Origin of the sequence: Acidipila rosea (genome assembly GCF_004339725.1) — a bacterium.
GTDB lineage: Bacteria > Acidobacteriota > Terriglobia > Terriglobales > Acidobacteriaceae > Acidipila > Acidipila rosea.
In genome coordinates, this window is record NZ_SMGK01000001.1 from 1,025,627 (window position 1) to 1,045,684 (window position 20,058).

Below are 20,058 nucleotides of genomic sequence, written 5' to 3' on the forward strand. Positions count from 1 at the left end.
GCGAGAGCGGCGCCATGCTTCGCCGAGTGTAGCCTGGAGCGGAAGCGCCGGAATCTGCCGATATTGGGATTTCGCGCGTCGGCGCTAATCTGGCCGCCTTCGAGTCATGGGTTCGCCCCGCTTCCCGCACCAGGACATTCACTAACTCAGAATTCAGCGGGATGCTGGGGACGCTTGTTGTACGAGTGACAAGTCTCGCCGCAGACTGAGTAAATCGAAGCCCGATGGTGAGACCTGATCGCCGCAAACCCAATCGGGGCTCAGCACTGCATATAGTTCGATGCTGTAGCGATTGTAGAACTCCCAGCTCATCGTCTTGAATGTTCCCCAGGTGACCACGTATACCCCATCTTCGCCATAGCCGATCGCCGTGACGCAGTGACCGTTCGCAGGCTGGGGTGCGGCGTCTTCATCCGAGACTGAATCTGGAATTGCCCATGGAATTCCAGTCCATCCGCTCGGGTCGCCTGCCAGCACAAACTTGGGCAGATCCATCCCGACGTAGGCGCTGCCGAACAGGTGAACGATGCCCCGCAGCTGATCTCCAGCCTGCGCGCGAGCGTTCACAAAGGAGTGGATGCGATGATTCCCGATCCCGGTGTTCCGCCAGTATTTCAGTGCCGCCAGCATTGAGACGCAATCCATAAGCCGATCTCCGGTAAGCTGCGCGTGCGCCCGGATGATGTCTGCATCCGTCAGGAAGACGCCCCGTTGATTCGCCGCCGTCCAGTGATGCACCATGTGGCCGGCAGCTGCAGAAGTGCAGCAGTTGAATTGATTATTGGCCAGCATTGGCCACGACGCAGTAGTCTCGAATGATTCCTTGCTTGGCGGTACAGGCAAAGAAGCAATACTGACGTAATCAGCCAGCTGCAGCGTTCTAGGATCGTGTATCGACTGCACTCTTCCGAGTTTCATTGTGCCTCCGATGCGTGGAAGGATGGGCCAGCTTCATGCGGTCAAGCAGTCGCTGATATCTCGGTTCATTGTGAAGCCTTTTTAGACTGGGAAGCACCGTTACATACGCCACGAAGATGTCATGCAGCTCCGCAGCCTTCTCCAACCAGGTAAACGCGAGCTCATTTTCACCGAGAGCAGCTGCGGCTACCGCAATCGACACAGGCATAGGATTGCCTCGGCTCGCCATGTCGAGAAGATTGGCAAGAACCTCGCGAGCCTTATCATGGTTTCCATTCTTGGCATGGGCCTCTGCAAGCCAGCCGAGAAGAACAGGCATGCCGCTGTGCTCGATACCGCGCTCGAAGGTCGCGACGGCTTCATGGGTGCGCCCGGTCAACGACTGCGCCAGCCCAAGTGAGTAGTAGAGTTCGTAATAGTGCGGCGACGAAGCGAGCGCAGCCTTCGCCAATAAAATTGTGCTGTCATGATCCCCCAGGTATGTCCGTAGCATGGCTTGCGCAGCCAGCAGCGGAGTTGCCAGCGGATCGTAAGTCAGTCCGATGCGGGCCTGCTCCAAAGCTTCCAGCAGCTGCCCTTGCGTCATCAGATGGGAAACATAAAGAAAATAAGACTCACCGCGCTGGGGGCGCAACTCGATGGCTCTCACTATATGTTCGCGTCCGCCATTCCAATCCCAGTCATAGAACTGCAACACGGCGGCCAGCGCCAGGTGGCCTTCGGGGAGATTGGGATCCAGCGCAACTGCCTGCAGTGCCGAGGAGCGCGCTATCGACCACGCCTCATCTGGGGCCATCAGGCCGAGAGTCCCCTGCAGGCAATAAAAATCTGCTACTCCGGCATACGCCGCAGCGGAGTTGGGGTCCAGTTTCAAGGCCTGTTCAAAATAACGACCCGCAAGCTGAATGTTCTCGATCGTTCTTTGCCCCCAATGATAGCGTCCCTTCAGGTAAGCCTCGTAGGCATCCGTTTGCATCGGCGCTCTTGTCTGAAGATCGGATTGACGCACATTCAGTGAGAGCTTTTCCTGCAGGGCAGAGACTACCGCGGTCGCAAGCTCATCTTGCAGCTCGAAGACGTCTGTATTTTCCCGGTCAAATCGAGACGACCAGATATGAAATCCCTTGCGGGCATCGGTGAGTTGAATCGTAATGCGGATACGCGCTCCTGAACGCCGCACACTGCCCTCCAGCACCACGTCGACATTCAGAGCCTCACCGATTTCGCGGATATTCTGATGCTTGCCTTTGAACGAAAAGACTGAGGTACGGGAGACGACGTGCAAGCCAGGGAGTGTCCCAAGAGCGTTGATCAGCTCGTCCGTAAGTCCATCGCTGAAATATTCATTCTCCGGGTCGGAGCTGACGTTGCGCATCGGCAGCACCGCGATGGAGGAGCTTCCGCTACCCGGCTGCACCAGCGAGGAAAACGGCGTTCTCCCTGTACCGCCCGCGGGGTGCTCTCGGAATGTTTTGGTCTCGATATCCCAGGCGCCACCGAAGCTGCCGATCACAGTCGGTGCCAGGCTGGCCGCTGAAACAAGGGCAGGCATGGCGCTCGGCATCGCTTCCGCATCGCCAGCCTCGCTTAGTAGTGCCAGAATCTCGGCAGCGGAAGCATGGCGCTCATGTGGATGCAAGCGCAGTGCGCCGCTCACAGCAAGATAGATGGAATCGGGGAGGTCGGGCCGTGCATGGTGCAGCGGAACGTAGCGGCCCGCGGCAATCGCTGTCATCATGGCCGACTGCGTTGCCTGCCGAAAGGGCGAGTGTCCTGCCGCCATTTCATAGAGCACCACTCCCAGCGCCCATATATCTGTTCTGTAATCCACCGCGTCTCCGGCAAGCTGTTCCGGGGGCATATAGGCAAGAGTGCCCATCACCTTGTGCGGCGCGGTCAGTTGCTGTTGATGAGCAATGCGGGAGAGGCCAAAGTCGAGAATCTTCACCGTGCCGGAGTTCAGCAGGAAGATGTTTCCTGGCTTAATGTCACGATGCACAATGCCCGACATGTGCGCCGCATGAAGTCCGGCGGCTGTTTGCCGTCCAATGTCGCGGATATGCGAGATATCCATCGGACCATGCTGAATCAGCTCAGAGAGAGTATGCCCGCGATAATAAGCCATCACCAGCAACAGGGAGCCGTCCGGAGCTGTCTCAACGGTATAGATGGTGCAGAGGTTCGGGTGATCGATGGCGGATGCGGCGCGCGCCTCTCGCAGAAATCGTTCGCGCATCTCGTGGTCTTCAGAGATCGCCGGCTGCAGCACCTTGATTGCGACCGTGCGTTGCAGTTGAATGTCCTCTGCCTCGAAGACAACACCCATTCCTCCTTCGCCAAGCTTTCTGACAAGGCGATAGTGAAGGAGTTTGTCTCCGGGATGAAAGGCCATCTGCATATCAGAACCCACTGGACGGTGAAGCGAGCGCAATTCCGGAAGTGGTAAAAATCGTCGCCGCACCTGCTGGATCGTCAACTCGCGCGAAGTGCTCCAGAATATCGGAGAACACTTTTTCGAGATGAGCAATCGTCGCAATGGCGCTTACTGTAATCAATTCCTGGTGGTGCAGAAGCAGAGGCAGAGAATCAAGTGCAGCGTCGAACTCCGCGACATGGCCCGGATCCAGCGTGGCATGCATCACGTGACCTGACATCGAGCTGAGGGAAATGCCAGTTCGTCTCGAAACTTCCTCAAGAAATTCGATCGACGTAGGCGCTTCCAGTACGGCAATGTAGCCCAGATAAGCAATCGGATGAACGTGAAACATCCAGTAATACTGCACGCCGACCAGCGCGGCAACGCTTGTATAGGGCAAGCGCTCCAACACTCGTTGTCGCGCCACGCCTAAGGAGTGAAGATCATTCAGCAGCCACTGTTCATGCCCCGCTTCTTCTTCGGCATGTTCCAGATAGTAATCCCGGAGCCATGCAGCCAGCGGATCGTCTGCCAACTCGCCCGCGCAACGCCCCGCAGCGGCCCGCATCGCAGGAGCCGAACTGACCGTCACTCCGTAGATTGCAAAAAGGAATTCCGGGTAGAGCTCAGCCAGCCGCGGGTGAAACCATACGTCACGGATCAAGGAAGTGAGGCGTGCCCGAAAAAGGCACACCGTTTCACGCAGACGTTGACTATGCGTCGTCATACCGTCTCTCTCTCTTGCAATCTTTCCGACGCCGTCCAGGTTGCAAGCGGCGGTCAGCGACCGCTCAGTTAGAGCAATAGTGTTCCCATGCGGTGGGAGTCGCCATCCTGCACCTTGCGCTGGAAAAATTCGTCGCCCAGTTTAACGCGCACGGAGATCAAAGCATCGATTTCCGCCGGGCTAAGTTGGTTGACGCTTTGAATCTCTGCATCCGTCAGGGGGTGATGGATTTGGATAAGTCCTGCCTGTTGAAGCCTTTCTACGTTGCTCATAGCGATCCTTTCGACGTTGATGCGCAGAATCAATCCATCACAGCGGATTCAGCACACCGGAATCTTAGCACAACATGTCAAGGGGTCATTTCAGCCTGTAAAACCGCGCATAAGAGAGCCGGAACCTGGATGTTTTCAATGCCTTCCGTCGACAGTGCCTCGATCTGTGCCACCACCGCGTGGGCCGGGGTGGAAAGTGCAAAATCATGCGCAAGAGTGCGCCATGAGCTGCTTGCCAGCGTTCCGGTGCCGGGAACTATGACGAACCGTGGGATGTGCATTGCAAGCAGAGCACGCGTCTCCGCGCGCAGCAACGATCGAGGCGAACCCACGGCGGCCCCGGCTGCAAGGCCAGTGACAATTGCGTTTCGACGCCGGTGCCAGGAGTGGAGATGCCGCGGCTCCAGGGACCGGCTCAACAGCAGTCCATACGAGAGGGTGTCGCGAACCACCATGCGTGGCGCATGTATATTTTCCAGTACATCGCGCCATTTCGTACCACGGCTGATGAGAGTCTTTCGCAGACGTATTAGTAATTCTGCCGCGTGACGATAGCCGCTTAAAATCTGCGGTAGCACAGCGACTGCGGTGGTTTGGGCCGGCACGTTAGGATGGTCGACAAGTTCCGCATCAATCGAAGTCAAGTGATAGCGACCATCCGAAGCAATCTCCCACTTCGGCAGCTTTACTCCCGGCGCAGCCGCCGCACGTCCAAAAAATCCGGAGACATCCGGCCAGCCATTCACTGACCTGTTAGGAAGCAACCCGGTCCTCACCATCGACTCCACTGCATTCCTGATAGCTGCCTTCTCTACCGAGAGTGCCACATCCGTCCTGACATTTAGACTCGGCGTTGCGAAGCATTCGGCATCGGTCACAACTGGTCCACTAGCCGTCGCGATGATGTTCCCAAGGTGGAGATCGGTCTGTCTCGTATGCTGCGCGAGACACAGCATGGCGCCGGCCGCGTGCCAGTAGTCGAGCCTCCCTGCGGCCCTTCCATTTGAGTTGCTGGCGAGCGGGCTTTCCTCAGGAAACACTGATTCTGCCCAACCGTAGTCAAATCTTGAAACATCCGTCCAGACGCGTGCCGCAGGCAATCGCAGCTCAGGCTCCAATAGCGCCATTCCTTCGAGCAGCCCATGCCAAAGCCACTCTCCCGTTACCGGTCGCGGCTTGTAATAGAAACAGCCTGCTCCTCGAAAGCAAACCCGGAGAACGCAATGTCCACCCGCGTGAGCGTCGGAGGCTGTTCCGGATATAGTCTCGACAGGAGGCAGATCGGCGATCTGCAGTCCATCCGCAATCCATTGCTTATCACGATGCAGCCGCTGCAGAAATATAGTTATTGCAGTCGCCCATTCGGCAACGACACTCTTGATTAGCGGAGACAGCAACGGAAACCTGTGCACTATCTCGTTCGCACTCGATAGATCAGGCCCATCGCCTTGGTCGAGGCAAAACTCACCCCCTGCCTGCGTAAGAATGCCGATCAACCGATCCTTCAACAGCAGTAGCAGCGAGTGCACCGGGATGGGCTCGCCCTGAAAGATGAGCAGACCTTGTGCTGTACGCTTGTTCAGTTGATCCAATGCCTTCGCCAGCCACGGCTCCAGCATTCTTTCCAGCATCGGCGAAAGCTCTTCAGTAGAAGCCCCGTCGTCATGCGGCGGCCCCGCCCGGCGTGCCGCCCGCAGCGTACCGTGATAACCGCTAACTAAGAGAACGCCATTATTGGCCTGCCGATCAGGAGATCCCATCACTCATCCGCGATCACGAACATTGTCCGTAGCAGACCTCTACGAGGGTGCAGTCATCGTTCGCAGGGGCTGTATCCATAAAGAGCTGCACCTGCTCGAAGATGCTCTGAATGCTGGCCCCTTGTAATACGGATGATTCGAGTCGCGCCTCTCCAAAAAACTCTCCCGATGGATCTTCCGCTTCTGTGACTCCGTCCGTAAACAGAACGAAGCGCTCCCCTGGCTCGAGCTGAATGATCTCCGAAGAATAGATAGCGTCCGGCAATAAACCCACCGGGAGGTTGCTGTTTCTCAAAACAGTGATTTTCTCCCGCCGATGTCGTAGTGGTTGGACGTGCCCGCAATTGAGGTACTCGACGGAGCCATCGGGAGTCACTTTCAAAAGAACCAGCGTCGCATACTTCGAAATGGATTTCGCGCAGATATATTGATTAGAAAACCTGGCGATCTGGGGCAGTGACAGCCCTGCCAGCACCTGCGCATGCACCAGTCCCTGCAGCGTGGACCCTAGCAGCGCTGCTGAAACGCCCTTTCCTGAAATATCAGCCACGACCACATACAGTGCGCTCTCCGTCGCGATCACATCGTAGAAGTCGCCGCCAATCTCCTTGCACGGAACACTGTGAGCGAGGACGCGTGCATAGGCCAGTTCAGGCATTCTGACCGTCATCAGGCCTTGCTGAATACCAGCTGCTATGCTCAGTTCTTCCCGGTAGCGGCGAGCGGCCTCCTCGGCGCTTGCCAGCGAAGCGTTCTCGACCAGTACCGCAGCCTCCATCGCAATTGTTCTCAACAGGTCACTGTCCACGCGCATCAGGGTCTGTCTCTGTTGACGGCTGTCCAGATAAAGCATGCCTAGAATCTCGGCAACGGGAGTTCCTCGCTCGGTCGACCGCTTGCGTAGCGGGATACAAATGACGGTGCGGAGATTCTGAGCCACAATACTCGCCGAAGGGGAACCGGCTTCCGCAGCCAGCGTGTCCGTAACGATGAACTCCGACGCACTGTGAATCGCCTGCTGGATGGCCGAATGAGAGATGGTTGAGTCGTCCTGCAGCGGCTCCATCTGGATGTTTCTGCCTACAGACAACTGCAAGTTCCCGTCAGCATCCTTCAGAAAGACGTAGCCGCGCTCCACCCGTGTCAGATTCATGGTGGTCTCGATCAGGGAGATCAGAATCTCATGAACCGCGCCCACCATGTTCAGTTTGCGTGCTGCATCGAGGAACCAGCGGAGCTTTTCCAGGTCCGATGCCGGCTTCACCTGATGCAGCAGTTCGCCTAGGACAGACGTTGTGTCCTCAGCCTTGCCAAAGCGCAGTATTGGACCTTCCAATGTGCCTAACCGGATCATATCGTTAGGCGCCAATGTCTGGCGCGTGACCCGCTTGCTATTGACGTAGCAGCCGCTCTTGCTGCCACAGTCCACCAGATGGAACTGTCCCCCCTCAAATACAATTTCAGCGTGGTTTCGAGAGATATAAGGGTGGGGAAGCACCAGGTCTCTATCAGGCGAACGCCCAATGGTAAAGGGGGAGTGAGAAATGACTGCTTCTCGCTGCGACGATCCGTCGACCAGCAACAAAAGCGTGTTGGGTGTGGGCGGCATCGTGCTCCTCATCTTATCTGGAGAGAATTTCCCGTCATGATCGGGCCGTTGGAACCGTTAGGTGCTTATTGTAGATCCAGAATTCGCAGATGATTTGTAACCCAGATGCCGATTACTTTTCACGGCGTCTCCTTGCAATGGGAAAACGCCGTTAGCTAGGGCTGTTGAAATCTGCGGTTTCGAGCGGGAGCGAAACCAGTGGATATGTGCCCAGTGATATGGACCGTGAAGCTTTGCCCGGCGTGGTTATGGCTGAGGCCGGTTGCGGTGAGACTGACCCGGTAATCGCCGGGTTCAGTCCAGGCATGAGTGGTGGTGGCCGCTTCGACGTTAGTACCGTCGCCGAAGTTCCAGCGATAGGCGAGGACGGGATCGCCGCCGGTCTGGTGCGCGGAAAAGGTGAGGTCTTCGCCGGGGGCGCCGTGACTGGGGTGATCGGCAGTAACGACAAGGGCCTGCACGGGTTTGCCCTGATCGATGATCTTGAGCAGGATGACGGAGTGGGCGGGAAGTGTGAGGTGGAGCGTACCGGCTAATGGATGCACAGGTTTGCTGTTCTCAAGCACGCTGCTGATCGCATAGCTGGCCGACGGCGAAAGGCCGAGTGAAGAGAGCTGGATGACATCCTCAGCGGAGTGTTCCGTCCAGTTAAAGACGGTGAGGATGCTCTGCCGGTAAGACTCCTTGAGATCGAAGATGCTCGGCTGTTCATTGGGCGGCGCATAGCTCATGAGGTCGATGGGGGTGGAGGCACGGCCAAGGCGGATCATGTCGATGAGGTCGCGGTTATCAATTAGGGCTAGGCGGTCCGGAGCATTTTGCAGAGAGGGCAGGTCATCTCCTATTTCGAGCATGCCACCGGAGACCGCAGCCAGTGCAATGGAGACCTTTGCCTCATCAAGGGTTGCGGGTCTCCGGCTTTCATGCCAGGACTGGTCGGTGATGGTCTGGGTAGAAACGGCAAAGGCATCGGGATCGGCGACGAAGAAATTGCGGTTCATGTAATAACGCGCCGCGATGCCGGTGGCCGCATCGTGGCTGGCGCCGAAGGTGTGGCCGGTGTCCTGGGAGATGCGGCCGTAATCGACATAGCCGACGGGGTTCAACATGACGCTGCCGTCTTTGTCGAGGTATACATCGTTGCCTATGGTGTCACGGATGATCTGTAGACCTATTCGCTGTGCCTCCATGGCCGTTGTATTGGGCTTGTAGTAGTAGCCTTCGATGGCGCTGTCATCCATGAAGTCCATCTTGATGTAGTGAAGGCCCCATTCGCGCACGAGCTTCGAATAGGTTTCCCGAAGATAGCTCTGGGCGCCGGGGTGGGTGGTGTCGAGGACGTATAGCTTATCTTTGCCGCCGGACACACTCCCGGCGTGGATAGGTTGACCCTGGGCGTTCTTTACGAGCCAGTCCGGGTGCTGCTGATAGATGGAGGAGCGCTCAGAGACCTCAAAAGGGGCAGTCCAGATGCCAGGGGTGAGGCCAAGGCCGCGTACCTGGTATTCCAGTGGCACAAGGCCGTGCGGGAAGAGCGTTGCATCGGGAGTGATGTACTCGCCGCGCGCATACTGATAGCCCTCATCGATGTGAAAAATGTTATAGCCGTATTGCTTGAGGTGCTGTGCCTCCCATTCGGCATTGGTGAGCGCGGCCCCTTGATTGAGTCCGAAGTAGTAGGCGGTCCAGCTCCACCAGCCGAGGAGTGGCGGGGCGGCGACGCGTGCATGATGGATCTGGCGAATGAGCGAGCCGTAGGTTTCGAGCTGCTGATGGTAGTCGGTGCTGATGCTGATGGCGAGCTGCTCCGAGGAGAGATCGCCACCCGGCGCAACTGGCAGGCTGAGTTGGATCTGATCATTGACCGGCGAGTGCCTGAGCGAGTTCTCCTTCTCGAGCTCCGTAGTGCCGGTAGACTCGGCTTCGTAAGCAGCGACGTGTGGCGTGCTAGGGGAGGATTTATCGACGCGAAGGCGAAGAATGGTGAGGAAGCGGTCGGAGGTGAGTGCGCCCACGAAAAGGCTTTGATGACTCTGGCGGTTATAGATGAGCTGGCTGCCTACTGCACGGTGCATGTTGCCAGTCGCGTCGGCGAGGTCGTGAATCTTCATTGCAGGGCGGTCTTCGCTGAAACTGTCGGAGAGGACTCGGTCCGCGGAAGCCGGGCCGCCGAGTTCGGCGATGCTTCCGGAGGAAGCTTCAAGCGGACGGATGGCCTGGACACGGATTGGCTTACCTGTGCTGTTGTGTACAGTGACCTGCACGTCAGCGAAGGGTTCGTTCGCGTAGGCGCGTAGAGAGCAGATGAGGTCGGGCTGGCCGCTGAGACCGGCCCAGGTGACCTGCCACTCCTCGGCCTGGCCGAGATAGCCGTGCGTGGTGGACTGTTTGATTGTGTGGCGAGGATAATCCGCAGAATGGAGCCATTGTCCGTCGACCTGTGCCGCTACGCCCGCGGTAAGCGCGGAAGCTGTAGATTGGGGTAGCCCGATGCTGTATTTTCCATCGGCGGCCACACTGACATGAAGAGCACGATTCTGGGCGTGAAGTGATAGCGCTCCGGCAAAGGCAGCGGCGATCGCACATTTACGCAGGAAGATCTCGATCTGACAGACCACCAGTTCCTCCATTTAAAGGAAAAGTATGTAAGCGAGTTTAGTTTTGAATGCGTAGTGATAAGTGCGAGCTTATTTATTTTTTAAGCCGCAAGCCTAGAATAGACTTCCAATCGTGTCAACAGCGGAAGGTGCCCAGCAGCGGCCTTTTATTTCAGGGGGAGTGTGGCTTGGATATCGGAGGTCAATCGACAGCGGTCGACCGGCACGCGAAGACGCCGCACCTGCAGAGGTCGCTGAAGCTTTGGCACCTGATTCTCTACGGCATCATCATCATTCAGCCAACCGCGCCTATGAGTATCTACGGCGTGGTCAGCAATGTGGCTGGCGGGCATGTTGTCTCGACGGTTTTGATCGCGATGATAGCCATGCTGTTCACGGCGGTGAGCTACGGCAGGATGGCGCGCGTGTATCCGAGTGCTGGATCGGCCTATACCTATGTGGGTCGGGAGTTGAGCCCGCTGGGTGGCTACATAGTGGGCTGGTCCATGCTGATGGATTATCTGCTGAACCCAATTATCTGCGTGGTTTGGTGCAGTGCCGCGTGCCGGGAGCTATTGCCCCGTGTTCCGTATGGGGCATGGGTTGTGGCTTTCGTGCTGGTGTTCACCGGTCTGAATCTGCGCGGTGTGCAGACGTCAGCGCGAGTGAATGCGCTCTTAGCGCTGGGCATGAGCATAGTTGTCGCTATTTTTCTGGCATACGGTTTTCAGTACATCACGACGGTAATTCGACCAGCAGGCACGGCATGGATGGTGCCCTTTTACGATCCTTCGACGTTCTCCGCGCGCAGGCTCTTTCACGGCACGTCCATTGCCGTGCTCACCTACATTGGGTTTGATGGAATTTCCACGATGTCAGAAGAGGTTGAGAATCCACGGCGCAATGTGATGCTGGGTACAGTCTTCACCTGTGTGGCCATCGGACTGTTGTCTGCTCTTGAGGTTTATGTCGCGCAGCTCTCGTGGCCCGGGCGAGTGCCGTTTCCGGCGTGGATGGTGGATACGGCGTTTCTCCATATTGGCCTGCGAGTGGGCGGGCGATTTCTGTTTCTGCTGCTCAACGCAACGCTGCTGGTTGCGAACATGGGTTCCGGCATAGCCGCACAGTTTGGCGCGGCGCGGTTGCTGTATGGAATGGGGCGGGAGGACGCGCTGCCGCGGAGATTCTTTGGGGTACTGAGCCCTACAACGGCAATTCCGCGGAATAATGTACTGCTGACTGGGCTGGTGACGCTAATCGGAGCGTTCCTGCTCACCTTTGAGCGGGGCGCGGAACTGCTGAATTTTGGGGCCTTCATAGCATTCATGGGCGTGAACGTTGCGGCTCTGGTGCACTACAAGTTCCGCTCGCCTGAGAAGGTGTTTCTGGCAGCTGCGATTCCAATTCTCGGATTTCTGGTGTGCGGATTCATCTGGCTAAACCTGAATCATCAGGCGCAGTTGCTTGGCCTGCTCTGGATCGGATTGGGGTTGATCGTTTACCGGGCAATGCGCGCGAGGAGGCGCTGAGAAAAGTGAAGCGCGCTGCCGCCCTTTGTAGAACGGCAGCGCGTCCGGTCCCTGGATTTATTTTGCGCTCACTTTAAGCATGAGCACACCGTGGGGTGGAACCATTGCCGAATAGCTTCCCTTTGTGAACTTAACATCCTTATGGCTCCAGAGATCTCGCGCCTTCCTGACGGGTCCTTTCAGGTGCAGATCGCCGGCATTGATGGTGGCCTTCATCGCTGACGCGCTATAGTTAACCTCACCTACGGCGACGCCACCGTCGGCCAGCGGCTTGGTCCACAACTCAAGATCACCATTCTTGACCGGGGATGCTTGGCGGCCCAGCGGGTCCTGATCGACTGCAATGACCTCCTTGTTCAACAAGATCGCCTTGGTAGCGGCGGTCATGCTGCGCACGTCATTGCCGGCCAGTAGCGGTGCAGCAGTCAATGCCCACAGGCTCATATGGGTACGATATTCGTCGTCGCTCATATGTCCGTTGCCTATTTCAAGCATGTCCGGGTCATTCCAGTGACCGGGTCCGGCATAGGGGGCGGTTGGCACCTGCTTTTCAACGTTGCCGATCATGCTTGACCATTCATCGCGAATGTCACCGGTGGTGCGCCATAGGTTGCCTCCGACCTGTCCACCCCACTTCTCGACGGCATCAAGTCCATATTGGCAAAGGCTGAAAACTATTGGCCTGCCGGTTGATTGCAATGCGGCACCCATTTTTTGATAAACCGGCTGCATTTGCTCGTCTTTGTAAATCATGCCAGCGCTGCACCAGTCGTACTTCAAGTAGTCGATGCCCCAGGATGCAAAGGTCTTCGCATCCTGCTCCTCATGCCCATAACTGCCCGGGTATCCGGCGCATGTCCGTGGCCCAGGGGATGAGTAAATACCTAGCTTCAGTCCCTTGGAGTGGACATAGTCGGCCAGCGCCTTCATGTCCGGGAACTTGTGATTAGGCTGCAGGTTTCCGTTCGCATCCCGTACACCCTCCCAGGTGTCGTCTATATTTACGTAGATATATCCTGCATCGCGCATACCGCTCGATACCATCGCATCGGCAATGGCGCGCACCGTCTGATCATCGATTTTGCCTGCAAACAGGTTCCAGCTATTCCAGCCCATGGGTGGAGTTTTGGCAAGGCCGTTATAGGACACATTTTGCAGCGGTGGAGGCGCGATATAGGTCACCTCGGGTAGATGGTCATCGGAAGTAGCAGGCTTTGCCACAAATGCATGGTGATTGCCTAGCACGCCATGTAACTCGCCATTCACCAGGTCACCTGCCAGAAATGGCTTCTTCTCCTCTTGAGATCTAAAGAGCTCAAAATGGTTTCCGGTTGCTGTTCCCTTAACATCCACGGAATAGCCCAAGGTCTTAAATGTGCCGGTAAGGTCGCTGCCACTCTGCTTTAGTTCCAGGATGGATAACTGCTTTTCCCCGTTATCCAAGGTTCGGCCGGAGGCTGCCCATTTTCCGTTAAGGCCTTTTTCACATCCAGTGACAAGGATGGTCAGCGGTAATAAAAAGAGGAACAGCGGAAGCAAACTCATGCGGACGTATGCTAGCTTTCGCCTGCTGGCGACTTGTGTGTGCATTTCTATTCTCCGGTGTCGAACGACATGTAAAGATCTCGCGTTTGTTTTTCGAGTGATTGCCAGTAAATACGAAATTTCACGCGGAATTATATAGGCAGCAAGATGAATGTGGCCATTGTTCTTGCAACCCGGTACATGACGTTGCCTGAAGGGTTAAGGAGACTCAGTCTGGGGTCGAGCTTCAATGACTCGCATGGATTCGAGATAGAGCTTCTCGCGATTCTTCTTGATATCGGCAAAGCGTTTTGATTGCTCTTCGCGCCTGGGGTCATTGGTGAAGGAATAGAACCGAAGCAATGCAAAGTTCGCTTCATAGTTGTCCGGATCTAAGGCGAGCGCGTGATCCAACTGCCTTTTCGCCTCAGGATAGCTTTTCATCTGCAGATAAACGCGGCCAAGCTCCGCATAAACCTTTGGCTCATCGGCCTTCAAGTGTGCAGATTCCTGAAGTTGAGCGATGGCCTGATCGTATTGCTGCTGCTCACGCAGAATGTTGCCGAGGTAATAGTGGGCCCTGGCCGCGGTGCTCGGAGCATCGGCAGCCTTGCTTAGCCATATGGTTGCGTTTTTTAGATCCTCCTCCTGGAGGTAAGCAGTTCCCAGCGCGAGTGTTCCCTCGGCATCCGCCGGGCGCAGATCGTGATACTTCCTGAGATAGGGCAGGGCCTGTCCCGGGTCGTGCTCCAGGGACCAGATCGATCCCATTCCGAAGTTATAGTCTGGGTTGTCAGGTGCCATCCTGACTGCTTGGACTACTGCCTTTGAGGCTTCGCCGAGCAGCTCCAGCTTCAGGCAAATCATGCCAAATTCATAGGGGAGGCTCGGATCATTCGGTTGGAGAGCGCGAGCATGGGCAAGATAGCCAAGCGCACTCCGATAGTCCTTGCCCGCAGCGGCAATGCGCGCCAGGTCCACCAGCGGAGCGATACTTGTGGGGTCCATGGCAAAAACACGCTCCAATGTTGCTCGCGCCTGCTCGGGCTTCCCCTCAGCTTCCTGGGCCAGTCCGAGAATACGAAGCCCAGATGCGGAAAGCGGCTGGCGTTTGTTGGCCGCTGTAAATAGCGTATCGACCAGATCGGCACGGTGTGCGGTTCGCAGGGCGGGAAGGACCTTCATCGCGTCCTGCTCGGTGAGGTCGGGACTTGCACTCATTGAAGTTGCGGCGCGTTCACCGGCCTTGTTATGTCCTAATCCGAACTCATCTGTGCAGATTAATGTCTCGACGCTAATCTGCATGTGGGCTTTCGAATCCAGCTTTTGCAGGCTTTCAAGCGAACGTTGATAGTCGCGGTCCCAGGTGAGGATAGTGGCCTGTTCGTAGTTCGCCTCAGCATTGACGGGATCCATCCTCAGCAAAGCCTTATAAACTTGGAGAGCTTCAGCACGCGCCTTGGGATCTGCTTCGGCTGTTTCCATGTAGACGCGTCCGAGGTTTAAATACGCGCTCCCCAGCCTGGGGCTATGCGAGACGGCCCCCAGGAATGCCTTCTTCGCGCGGCCAATATGGCCTTCCTGAATCTCTACAATTCCCAGCAGGTTCTCCAGGCCGCCGTCTGTGGGATAACGGCTCAGGGCAGAAGTAAGCAGCGCGCGGGCGTTGTCCAGATGGTTGGTTTGAATTTGCTGTTGAATTGCCAGAATCGTATCGCGGTATGCGGTGTCAGGCCGCTGTGCCCGGGCCGGCAGTAACTCGGCCACAGCAACCGCCAGAAGCGGGACCAGGACGCATCGTAAAAAATAGATCAGCGAGCCATTTACCCGACCGGATCTCAGCACGCCCACTCCTTTGTCGAAGTATACTGCGCTCATGGTCCAGCGCGGTACAGCTATCGCCGGGTGCATCTTCGCGCTCCTGACCCTTACCCCTGCAGCGTGGTGCATCAGCAGACAGGCAGATATTGATGAGTCTGCGCAGAGCTTTTCTCGAGTGGAGGACCTGGGGCTGCCATCGGCAACTGCTACGACGCTGAGCCATGCTGTCGAGATACATGACTATCTGACAGCGGAGAAAGTCCTGATCCCCGAAATCGAGCGCGACCCGCATTCTACTGAAGCTGGCCGCCTACTTGCCTTCCTGGGTGGAATTTACTTTCTTAATCATGACTATCTGAACGCAGCTGTCGCATGGAACAAGTCGCAAGCCATTGCTCCGCTGCCCGATCGACTAAGCTTTTCGCTCGCCATGACATACATACGCATGGGTCATTCCAACTGGGCACGAAAGCTACTACAGTCTCTCGCCGCAAAAGACCCGAAGCAGCCCGTCTATCCATACTGGCTGGGCAGGCTCGACTATGATGCTCAGCAATATGACCAGGCCATTCTTAATTTCAAAAGGTCGATCGGCCTGGCTCCAGCCATGGTACGGGCCTATAACAACCTTGGCCTTTGCTACTACGCCCTCAACCAGAATGCGCAGGCCATCGATAACTACAAAAAGGCAATTGATCTGGACCGCAGCGCGGCCCATCCCTCCGCATGGCCCTACTTGAATCTGGGTATCGTCCTTGAGCTTATGAACAGGCCAGAGGAAGCGGAGGTGAATCTTCGTGAAGCGATCAGGCTTGAGCCGCAACTGGCCCAGGCCCACTTCCAGCTCGGTAATACGCTTGAGCATATGGGCAAACAAGATGCCGCTGTCCTCGAATTTCGCGAAGCGGCCCGCCTTGATGCTAATTACGCCGAACCGCATTTCGCCCTGGCGCGGTTGTATCGGAAATTAGGCCGTACCTCGCTTGCCCAGCAGGAGGTAAACGACTATCTTCGCATTCATAATCAGGCCATGGGTGGCCCTTCGCAGGACAATATCCATCCCTGACGGGGCAGATAACTCGCCCGGCTTATAGCTTTGGGATCTACATCTGCGGAGTATCGTCTGTAAGAAAGTGAGGGCAGAGTGGTCCAGGCCTATTCGTCAGGCCCTGAACACTCTGCCCTCGTTGTAACAGGCGAGTCGGATATCCGGAGAGAAACTATCCAGCCAAGCTCTCAGAATAGAATACGAGCCGCGACCTGAATATTGCGCGGGTTGCTGACCGTACCATTCCAGGTCCCGAAGGAGTTTCCTGAAGCAGCTACATCAGTGACAAACGCGAGCCCCGGGCCATTGCCCTGGGTGACAAAAGAGTGATTGTTAAACGCATTGAAGAAGTTCGCGGTGAACCTGAAGGTTACCTTGTCAGTTATTTGAGTATTCTTCGTCAGTGCAATATCCGTGTCCTTATAGGAAGGGCCATAGATGGTGGAAACAGCTTTTCCGAAGCCGGTATATCCGAAGGTGGAGAAGTTAGACTCGAATGCCGCAGGATTAAGGTATCGGCCGCCGTCCTGCGCTGGGTTGAAGCTATTGCGGCCATGCAACAAGGGCTTCTGACCTGGGAGAATGCCAGGCACGCAGGACTCGCGGAACTCAGGGACGAGACTACCGGTCGGACACGAAGATGAACTGAACCAGAGCGGAGTTCCGTATTCGTAGCGAAATAGCGGACTAACTTGCCAGCCGCCTACGAGCATATTCATAGGGCCACCCGAAGTCAGGAACTGCTTATGGTGGCCAAACGGAAGATCGTAAACTGCTGAAATCTGAACGGTGACGGGTACGTTGTCCGGAGCGAGTGAATATGCCCTCGATTTTTCGTTGAAGGGTGAAAATGCGCCATCATTGCCAACGCCTGTGGCCGCGGTCGATTGGGTTGCGTAGCTCGAGTCGGTGTATAGGTCAGAAACAGTTAGCGTGCCCAGCACATACAGGCCGTTCTTGAACCTCCGCTCCAACTCACCCTGGAAGGAATTGTAGATTGAAGTTGCGTGCTGCTCGTTAAGGCCCTGAAGATCGCCACAATACTGCGGAAAGGGCAGTAGCGCCTGAGCAACAGTCGGCGCGCAGCCAGTCATTTGCCCAGCCCATCCAACATAGGGCTGGCTGATGCCATCTGCGGCGAAGGTTGCGGGACCGTTTGCAGAGTTGTAGCTGACGGCGAGGTCGGAGCCAAGCTTGGCGATGGAAGGATCGTATGGGTTCAGGATGTTGATCGGATTCAGGGTAGAAGGCAAGTGGGTACCTTTAGTCCCAACGTAGGAAAGCGTGGCAGCAAAGTTATGAGGTAGCTGCTGCTGAATAGTTAAGTTCCATTGCGATGAGTACGGCCTCCTGTTTCCGTCTTGCGGGCGGTAAAGTGATGGGGTCTGCCCGTTGTCGAAGCTGGCAGAGATGTTTTTAGTCACACCTACCTGGGCTGGAGTTATGCCACCTGCAAGATAGAGAGCCGGGACCTGGAAGTTGCCGCTCGGACTCTGGTTTAGGGTGAGATTTTTATTGAAGCCGTCCTGCCCCATGCCGCCTCCCCACCCGGGATAGAAAGCCTGGCCAAAGTAGATCCCATAGCCAGCACGAACCACGGTTTTCGAGGTCGCTGCATATGCGAAGCCAACACGTGGTGCAAACGCCTTCTTGAAAGGAATTTCTGGATAAGGGGCCCCATAGCTTGCAGCTCCAAATCCATGACCAGCGAAGGCCAGCCGCCCGCGCAGTTCCTTTCCTCCGGTTGTTACTGCGCCCGGATTAAGTCCCGTCGGGTCGATGAAGGAGAGGTTATTGTATTTTTCTCTGAATGGCGCAATATAGTCCCAGCGCAGGCTGTAATCCAGAGTCAGCTTGGGGTTTACGCGCCAACTATCACCAACATGTAGGGCATAGGCAGGCTGACGCGGATACTCAGCAAAGACGTTGTAGTACTGCACATTTGCACTTGCGGCTGCTCCGAGATAGAAGCTTGCCGCGGCATCACCGGGGCATGCCGCAGCAGATGGGCAGCCCTGATTCCCGGTCGTGTCAGGAGCGAAATTGAAGGTTCCACCCTGGTTCACACCGTGGTGAATGCTGGTTCCGGCAAGCCGCCACTCAAAGCCTGCGGTGAATGTATGCGCGCCCATTACGCGGGTGAAGACATCGTTGAAGGCCCAGGTTCCGCGCGTGGTCAGGTTGGCAGCAGAATCTGGCCCGGCATTGTTGCCGAGTTGCGTATACCCGCCGCCAAATGTGAACTCCGGCAGGTATTTGGTGTTGGCCACCCCGGACACGACAGGCAACGCCGCCTTGCCATTGAGTGCGTAATATCCCTCGTTCCGGTCAAGGTAGCCGAGCGTCGCGTGATTGTTCATATTGCCCGAGAAGTTATGTTCCCAGTTCAGGCGCTCGATGTCGGCGTATTCCGGACTCGCAGGTTGCGCAGTCGAAATCGCGACCGGAAGGTTGCTTTGGGTATTGATTCCGGAAAACTGCCACCAGGTGCTGTAGTAGAGGTGGTCCATATTTCCGATATTGAAGTCGACGCGACCAAAGTATACATTTTCGCTGGCGGTTAGCGAACCCTGGCCCGCCTTCGGAATGAAGTAGTTGTTCAACTCTCCACCGCTTGTAGGTGTCGGCAACTCAGCCATCCATGCCTTGGCGACAGGGTCTTCGTAGGCAGGGTTGATCAGGTTTTTTACACCGTTATAGGCAATAGGTTGTCCTGCATCGGTACCGTACTTCGCGACGTCATTGGGGTAATAGAGTTGACTGCCAGCGGCCCCGAAATTACCCGCGCGAGCATTGAGAGACGGAATCGAAAGGGTGGCAGAGTTCGCGCCACCGGCCTCCTGAAATCCCTCCCAATTGAAGTAGAAGTAGCCCTTGAGAAAAGAACCTGGTCCATGGAGTCCCGGAATTGCGATCGGACCGCCAAGATTCGCACCGTAGTCGTTTTGTGTGTTCTCTGGCTTTGGCGTACCTGCGGGCGTACCGTATTGGTAGGCATTGAGCGCCCGGTTGGTCAGGTAGTCGTATGCAGAGCCGTGATACTGCTCCCCTCCTGACTTCGTTTGAATAATGATTTGTCCAGAAGTGCTGTTTCCATATTGTGCGCCATAGTTTGCGGTGAGCACCGTAACTTCGCTGGTTATGTCCGGTGACATTCCAAAGTCGGTCTGAAGGCTTACCATTCCGCTCTGGTTCATGTAGCCTTCCATTGCAGTTGCCCCATCGACCAGCGCTTCATCTCCAGAAACCAGGCCACCGTTGATGCGCGCGTTGTACGCATTCCCGCTGGCGCCGGTGCTGACGCCCGGCATCATAAGGGCCACAGCAGCCGAAGAGCGCGGAGCTCCCGAAACAATCAGCGGAAAGTCCTGGAGCGTCTCAGGAGCGATTCCTCCGCCCAGCTGTGGGTTATCGAAATCGATTTCGGGAGATTCTGCGGACACTGTAACTGTTTCAGCTGCATTGCCCAGGGGAAGCTTGATATTTACTCGCCCATGCTGACTGAGCGTGAGCTGTATTCCATTTTCAGTGATTGATTTAAAGCCCGATGCAGCTGCTGACAGGTCGTATCTACCCGGGGTGATGCTGGTAAAGTTATATTGGCCGGCAGCATCCGTGGTCAGAGTCGTTTTGAATGCTGTCGCTGTATTCGTTAAGGTCAGCTTCGCGCCTGGGATTGAGGCGCCTGTAGGGTCTGTAACGCTGCCGCTCAGTGATGCATTCGTGTCCTGTCCGTGACCTATGCCGATTGCGAGCAGTAGAACAACTACTACATGCAACAGGCCCTTAAGTGAAGGAAACAACTGTCTGTGCATCTCAATCTCCTGAAAAGGTTTG

Annotated in this window: 12 protein-coding genes; 2 read left to right on the top strand and 10 right to left on the bottom strand. The window is 56.2% G+C overall.

What is annotated here, in order from left to right:
- Positions 1-153: 153 nt before the first annotated feature.
- The 7 genes from C7378_RS04210 to C7378_RS04240 all read right to left on the bottom strand — a co-directional run bounded on the left by C7378_RS04210 (position 154) and on the right by C7378_RS04240 (position 10,320).
- Positions 154-918 carry a hypothetical protein gene (locus C7378_RS04210; protein WP_131992094.1) on the bottom strand — a complete coding sequence of 255 codons (765 nt, stop codon included), beginning with the start codon at positions 916-918 and terminating at the stop codon, positions 154-156.
- Entirely contained in the window at positions 881-3,316 is a 2,436-nt protein-coding gene (locus C7378_RS04215; protein ID WP_131992097.1) for a protein kinase domain-containing protein, read from the bottom strand. Before C7378_RS04215 ends, C7378_RS04210 begins: the two co-directional genes overlap by 38 nt.
- A gap of 1 nt (position 3,317) precedes the next feature.
- Positions 3,318-4,061, bottom strand: coding sequence for an iron-containing redox enzyme family protein (locus tag C7378_RS04220; RefSeq protein ID WP_131992100.1), 744 nt, complete (start codon positions 4,059-4,061; stop codon positions 3,318-3,320).
- Between the two features lie 68 nt (positions 4,062-4,129).
- Positions 4,130-4,333 carry a hypothetical protein gene (locus C7378_RS04225; RefSeq protein ID WP_131992103.1) on the bottom strand — a complete coding sequence of 68 codons (204 nt, stop codon included), beginning with the start codon at positions 4,331-4,333 and terminating at the stop codon, positions 4,130-4,132.
- A gap of 77 nt (positions 4,334-4,410) precedes the next feature.
- The gene (locus C7378_RS04230) at positions 4,411-6,093 is read right to left on the bottom strand and encodes a DUF4135 domain-containing protein (protein WP_131992106.1); all 1,683 of its coding nucleotides are present in this window, start codon (positions 6,091-6,093) and stop codon (positions 4,411-4,413) included.
- A gap of 13 nt (positions 6,094-6,106) precedes the next feature.
- A complete protein-coding gene (locus C7378_RS04235) occupies positions 6,107-7,702 on the bottom strand; it encodes a SpoIIE family protein phosphatase (RefSeq protein WP_165876642.1) in 1,596 nt (531 codons plus the stop codon).
- Positions 7,703-7,857: 155 nt separating this feature from the next.
- Positions 7,858-10,320, bottom strand: coding sequence for an alpha-galactosidase (locus tag C7378_RS04240; RefSeq protein ID WP_243648058.1), 2,463 nt, complete (start codon positions 10,318-10,320; stop codon positions 7,858-7,860).
- 167 nt (positions 10,321-10,487) lie between these two features.
- Between C7378_RS04240 and C7378_RS04245 the strand changes: the two genes are divergently transcribed.
- Positions 10,488-11,828: an APC family permease gene (locus tag C7378_RS04245; protein WP_243648059.1), complete on the top strand. Its 1,341-nt coding sequence runs from the start codon at positions 10,488-10,490 to the stop codon at positions 11,826-11,828.
- A 57-nt stretch (positions 11,829-11,885) separates the two neighbouring features.
- On the opposite strand, the gene C7378_RS04250 is transcribed toward C7378_RS04245, so the two are convergent.
- Positions 11,886-13,418: a glycoside hydrolase family 27 protein gene (locus C7378_RS04250; protein WP_243648060.1), complete on the bottom strand. Its 1,533-nt coding sequence runs from the start codon at positions 13,416-13,418 to the stop codon at positions 11,886-11,888.
- Between the two features lie 153 nt (positions 13,419-13,571).
- Positions 13,572-15,197, bottom strand: coding sequence for a tetratricopeptide repeat protein (locus C7378_RS04255; protein WP_165876643.1), 1,626 nt, complete (start codon positions 15,195-15,197; stop codon positions 13,572-13,574).
- A gap of 10 nt (positions 15,198-15,207) precedes the next feature.
- On the opposite strand from C7378_RS04255, the gene C7378_RS04260 reads away from it, so the two are divergent.
- Positions 15,208-16,239, top strand: a complete 1,032-nt coding sequence (locus C7378_RS04260) for a tetratricopeptide repeat protein (protein WP_165876644.1) — start codon at positions 15,208-15,210, stop codon at positions 16,237-16,239.
- Between the two features lie 170 nt (positions 16,240-16,409).
- Here C7378_RS04260 and C7378_RS04265 read toward each other — a convergent pair whose 3' ends face one another.
- Positions 16,410-20,036: a TonB-dependent receptor gene (locus C7378_RS04265; protein WP_165876645.1), complete on the bottom strand. Its 3,627-nt coding sequence runs from the start codon at positions 20,034-20,036 to the stop codon at positions 16,410-16,412.
- Between the last annotated feature and the right edge of the window lie 22 nt (positions 20,037-20,058).

Coding starts and splice junctions, on each gene's coding strand:
- C7378_RS04235 (WP_165876642.1), bottom strand. CDS start 7,702: ATGCCGCCCACACCCAACACGCTTTTGTTGCTGGTCGACGGATCGTCG.
- C7378_RS04265 (WP_165876645.1), bottom strand. CDS start 20,036: ATGCACAGACAGTTGTTTCCTTCACTTAAGGGCCTGTTGCATGTAGTA.
- C7378_RS04230 (WP_131992106.1), bottom strand. CDS start 6,093: ATGGGATCTCCTGATCGGCAGGCCAATAATGGCGTTCTCTTAGTTAGC.
- C7378_RS04220 (WP_131992100.1), bottom strand. CDS start 4,061: ATGACGACGCATAGTCAACGTCTGCGTGAAACGGTGTGCCTTTTTCGG.
- C7378_RS04250 (WP_243648060.1), bottom strand. CDS start 13,418: ATGCACACACAAGTCGCCAGCAGGCGAAAGCTAGCATACGTCCGCATG.
- C7378_RS04225 (WP_131992103.1), bottom strand. CDS start 4,333: ATGAGCAACGTAGAAAGGCTTCAACAGGCAGGACTTATCCAAATCCAT.
- C7378_RS04215 (WP_131992097.1), bottom strand. CDS start 3,316: ATGCAGATGGCCTTTCATCCCGGAGACAAACTCCTTCACTATCGCCTT.
- C7378_RS04210 (WP_131992094.1), bottom strand. CDS start 918: ATGAAACTCGGAAGAGTGCAGTCGATACACGATCCTAGAACGCTGCAG.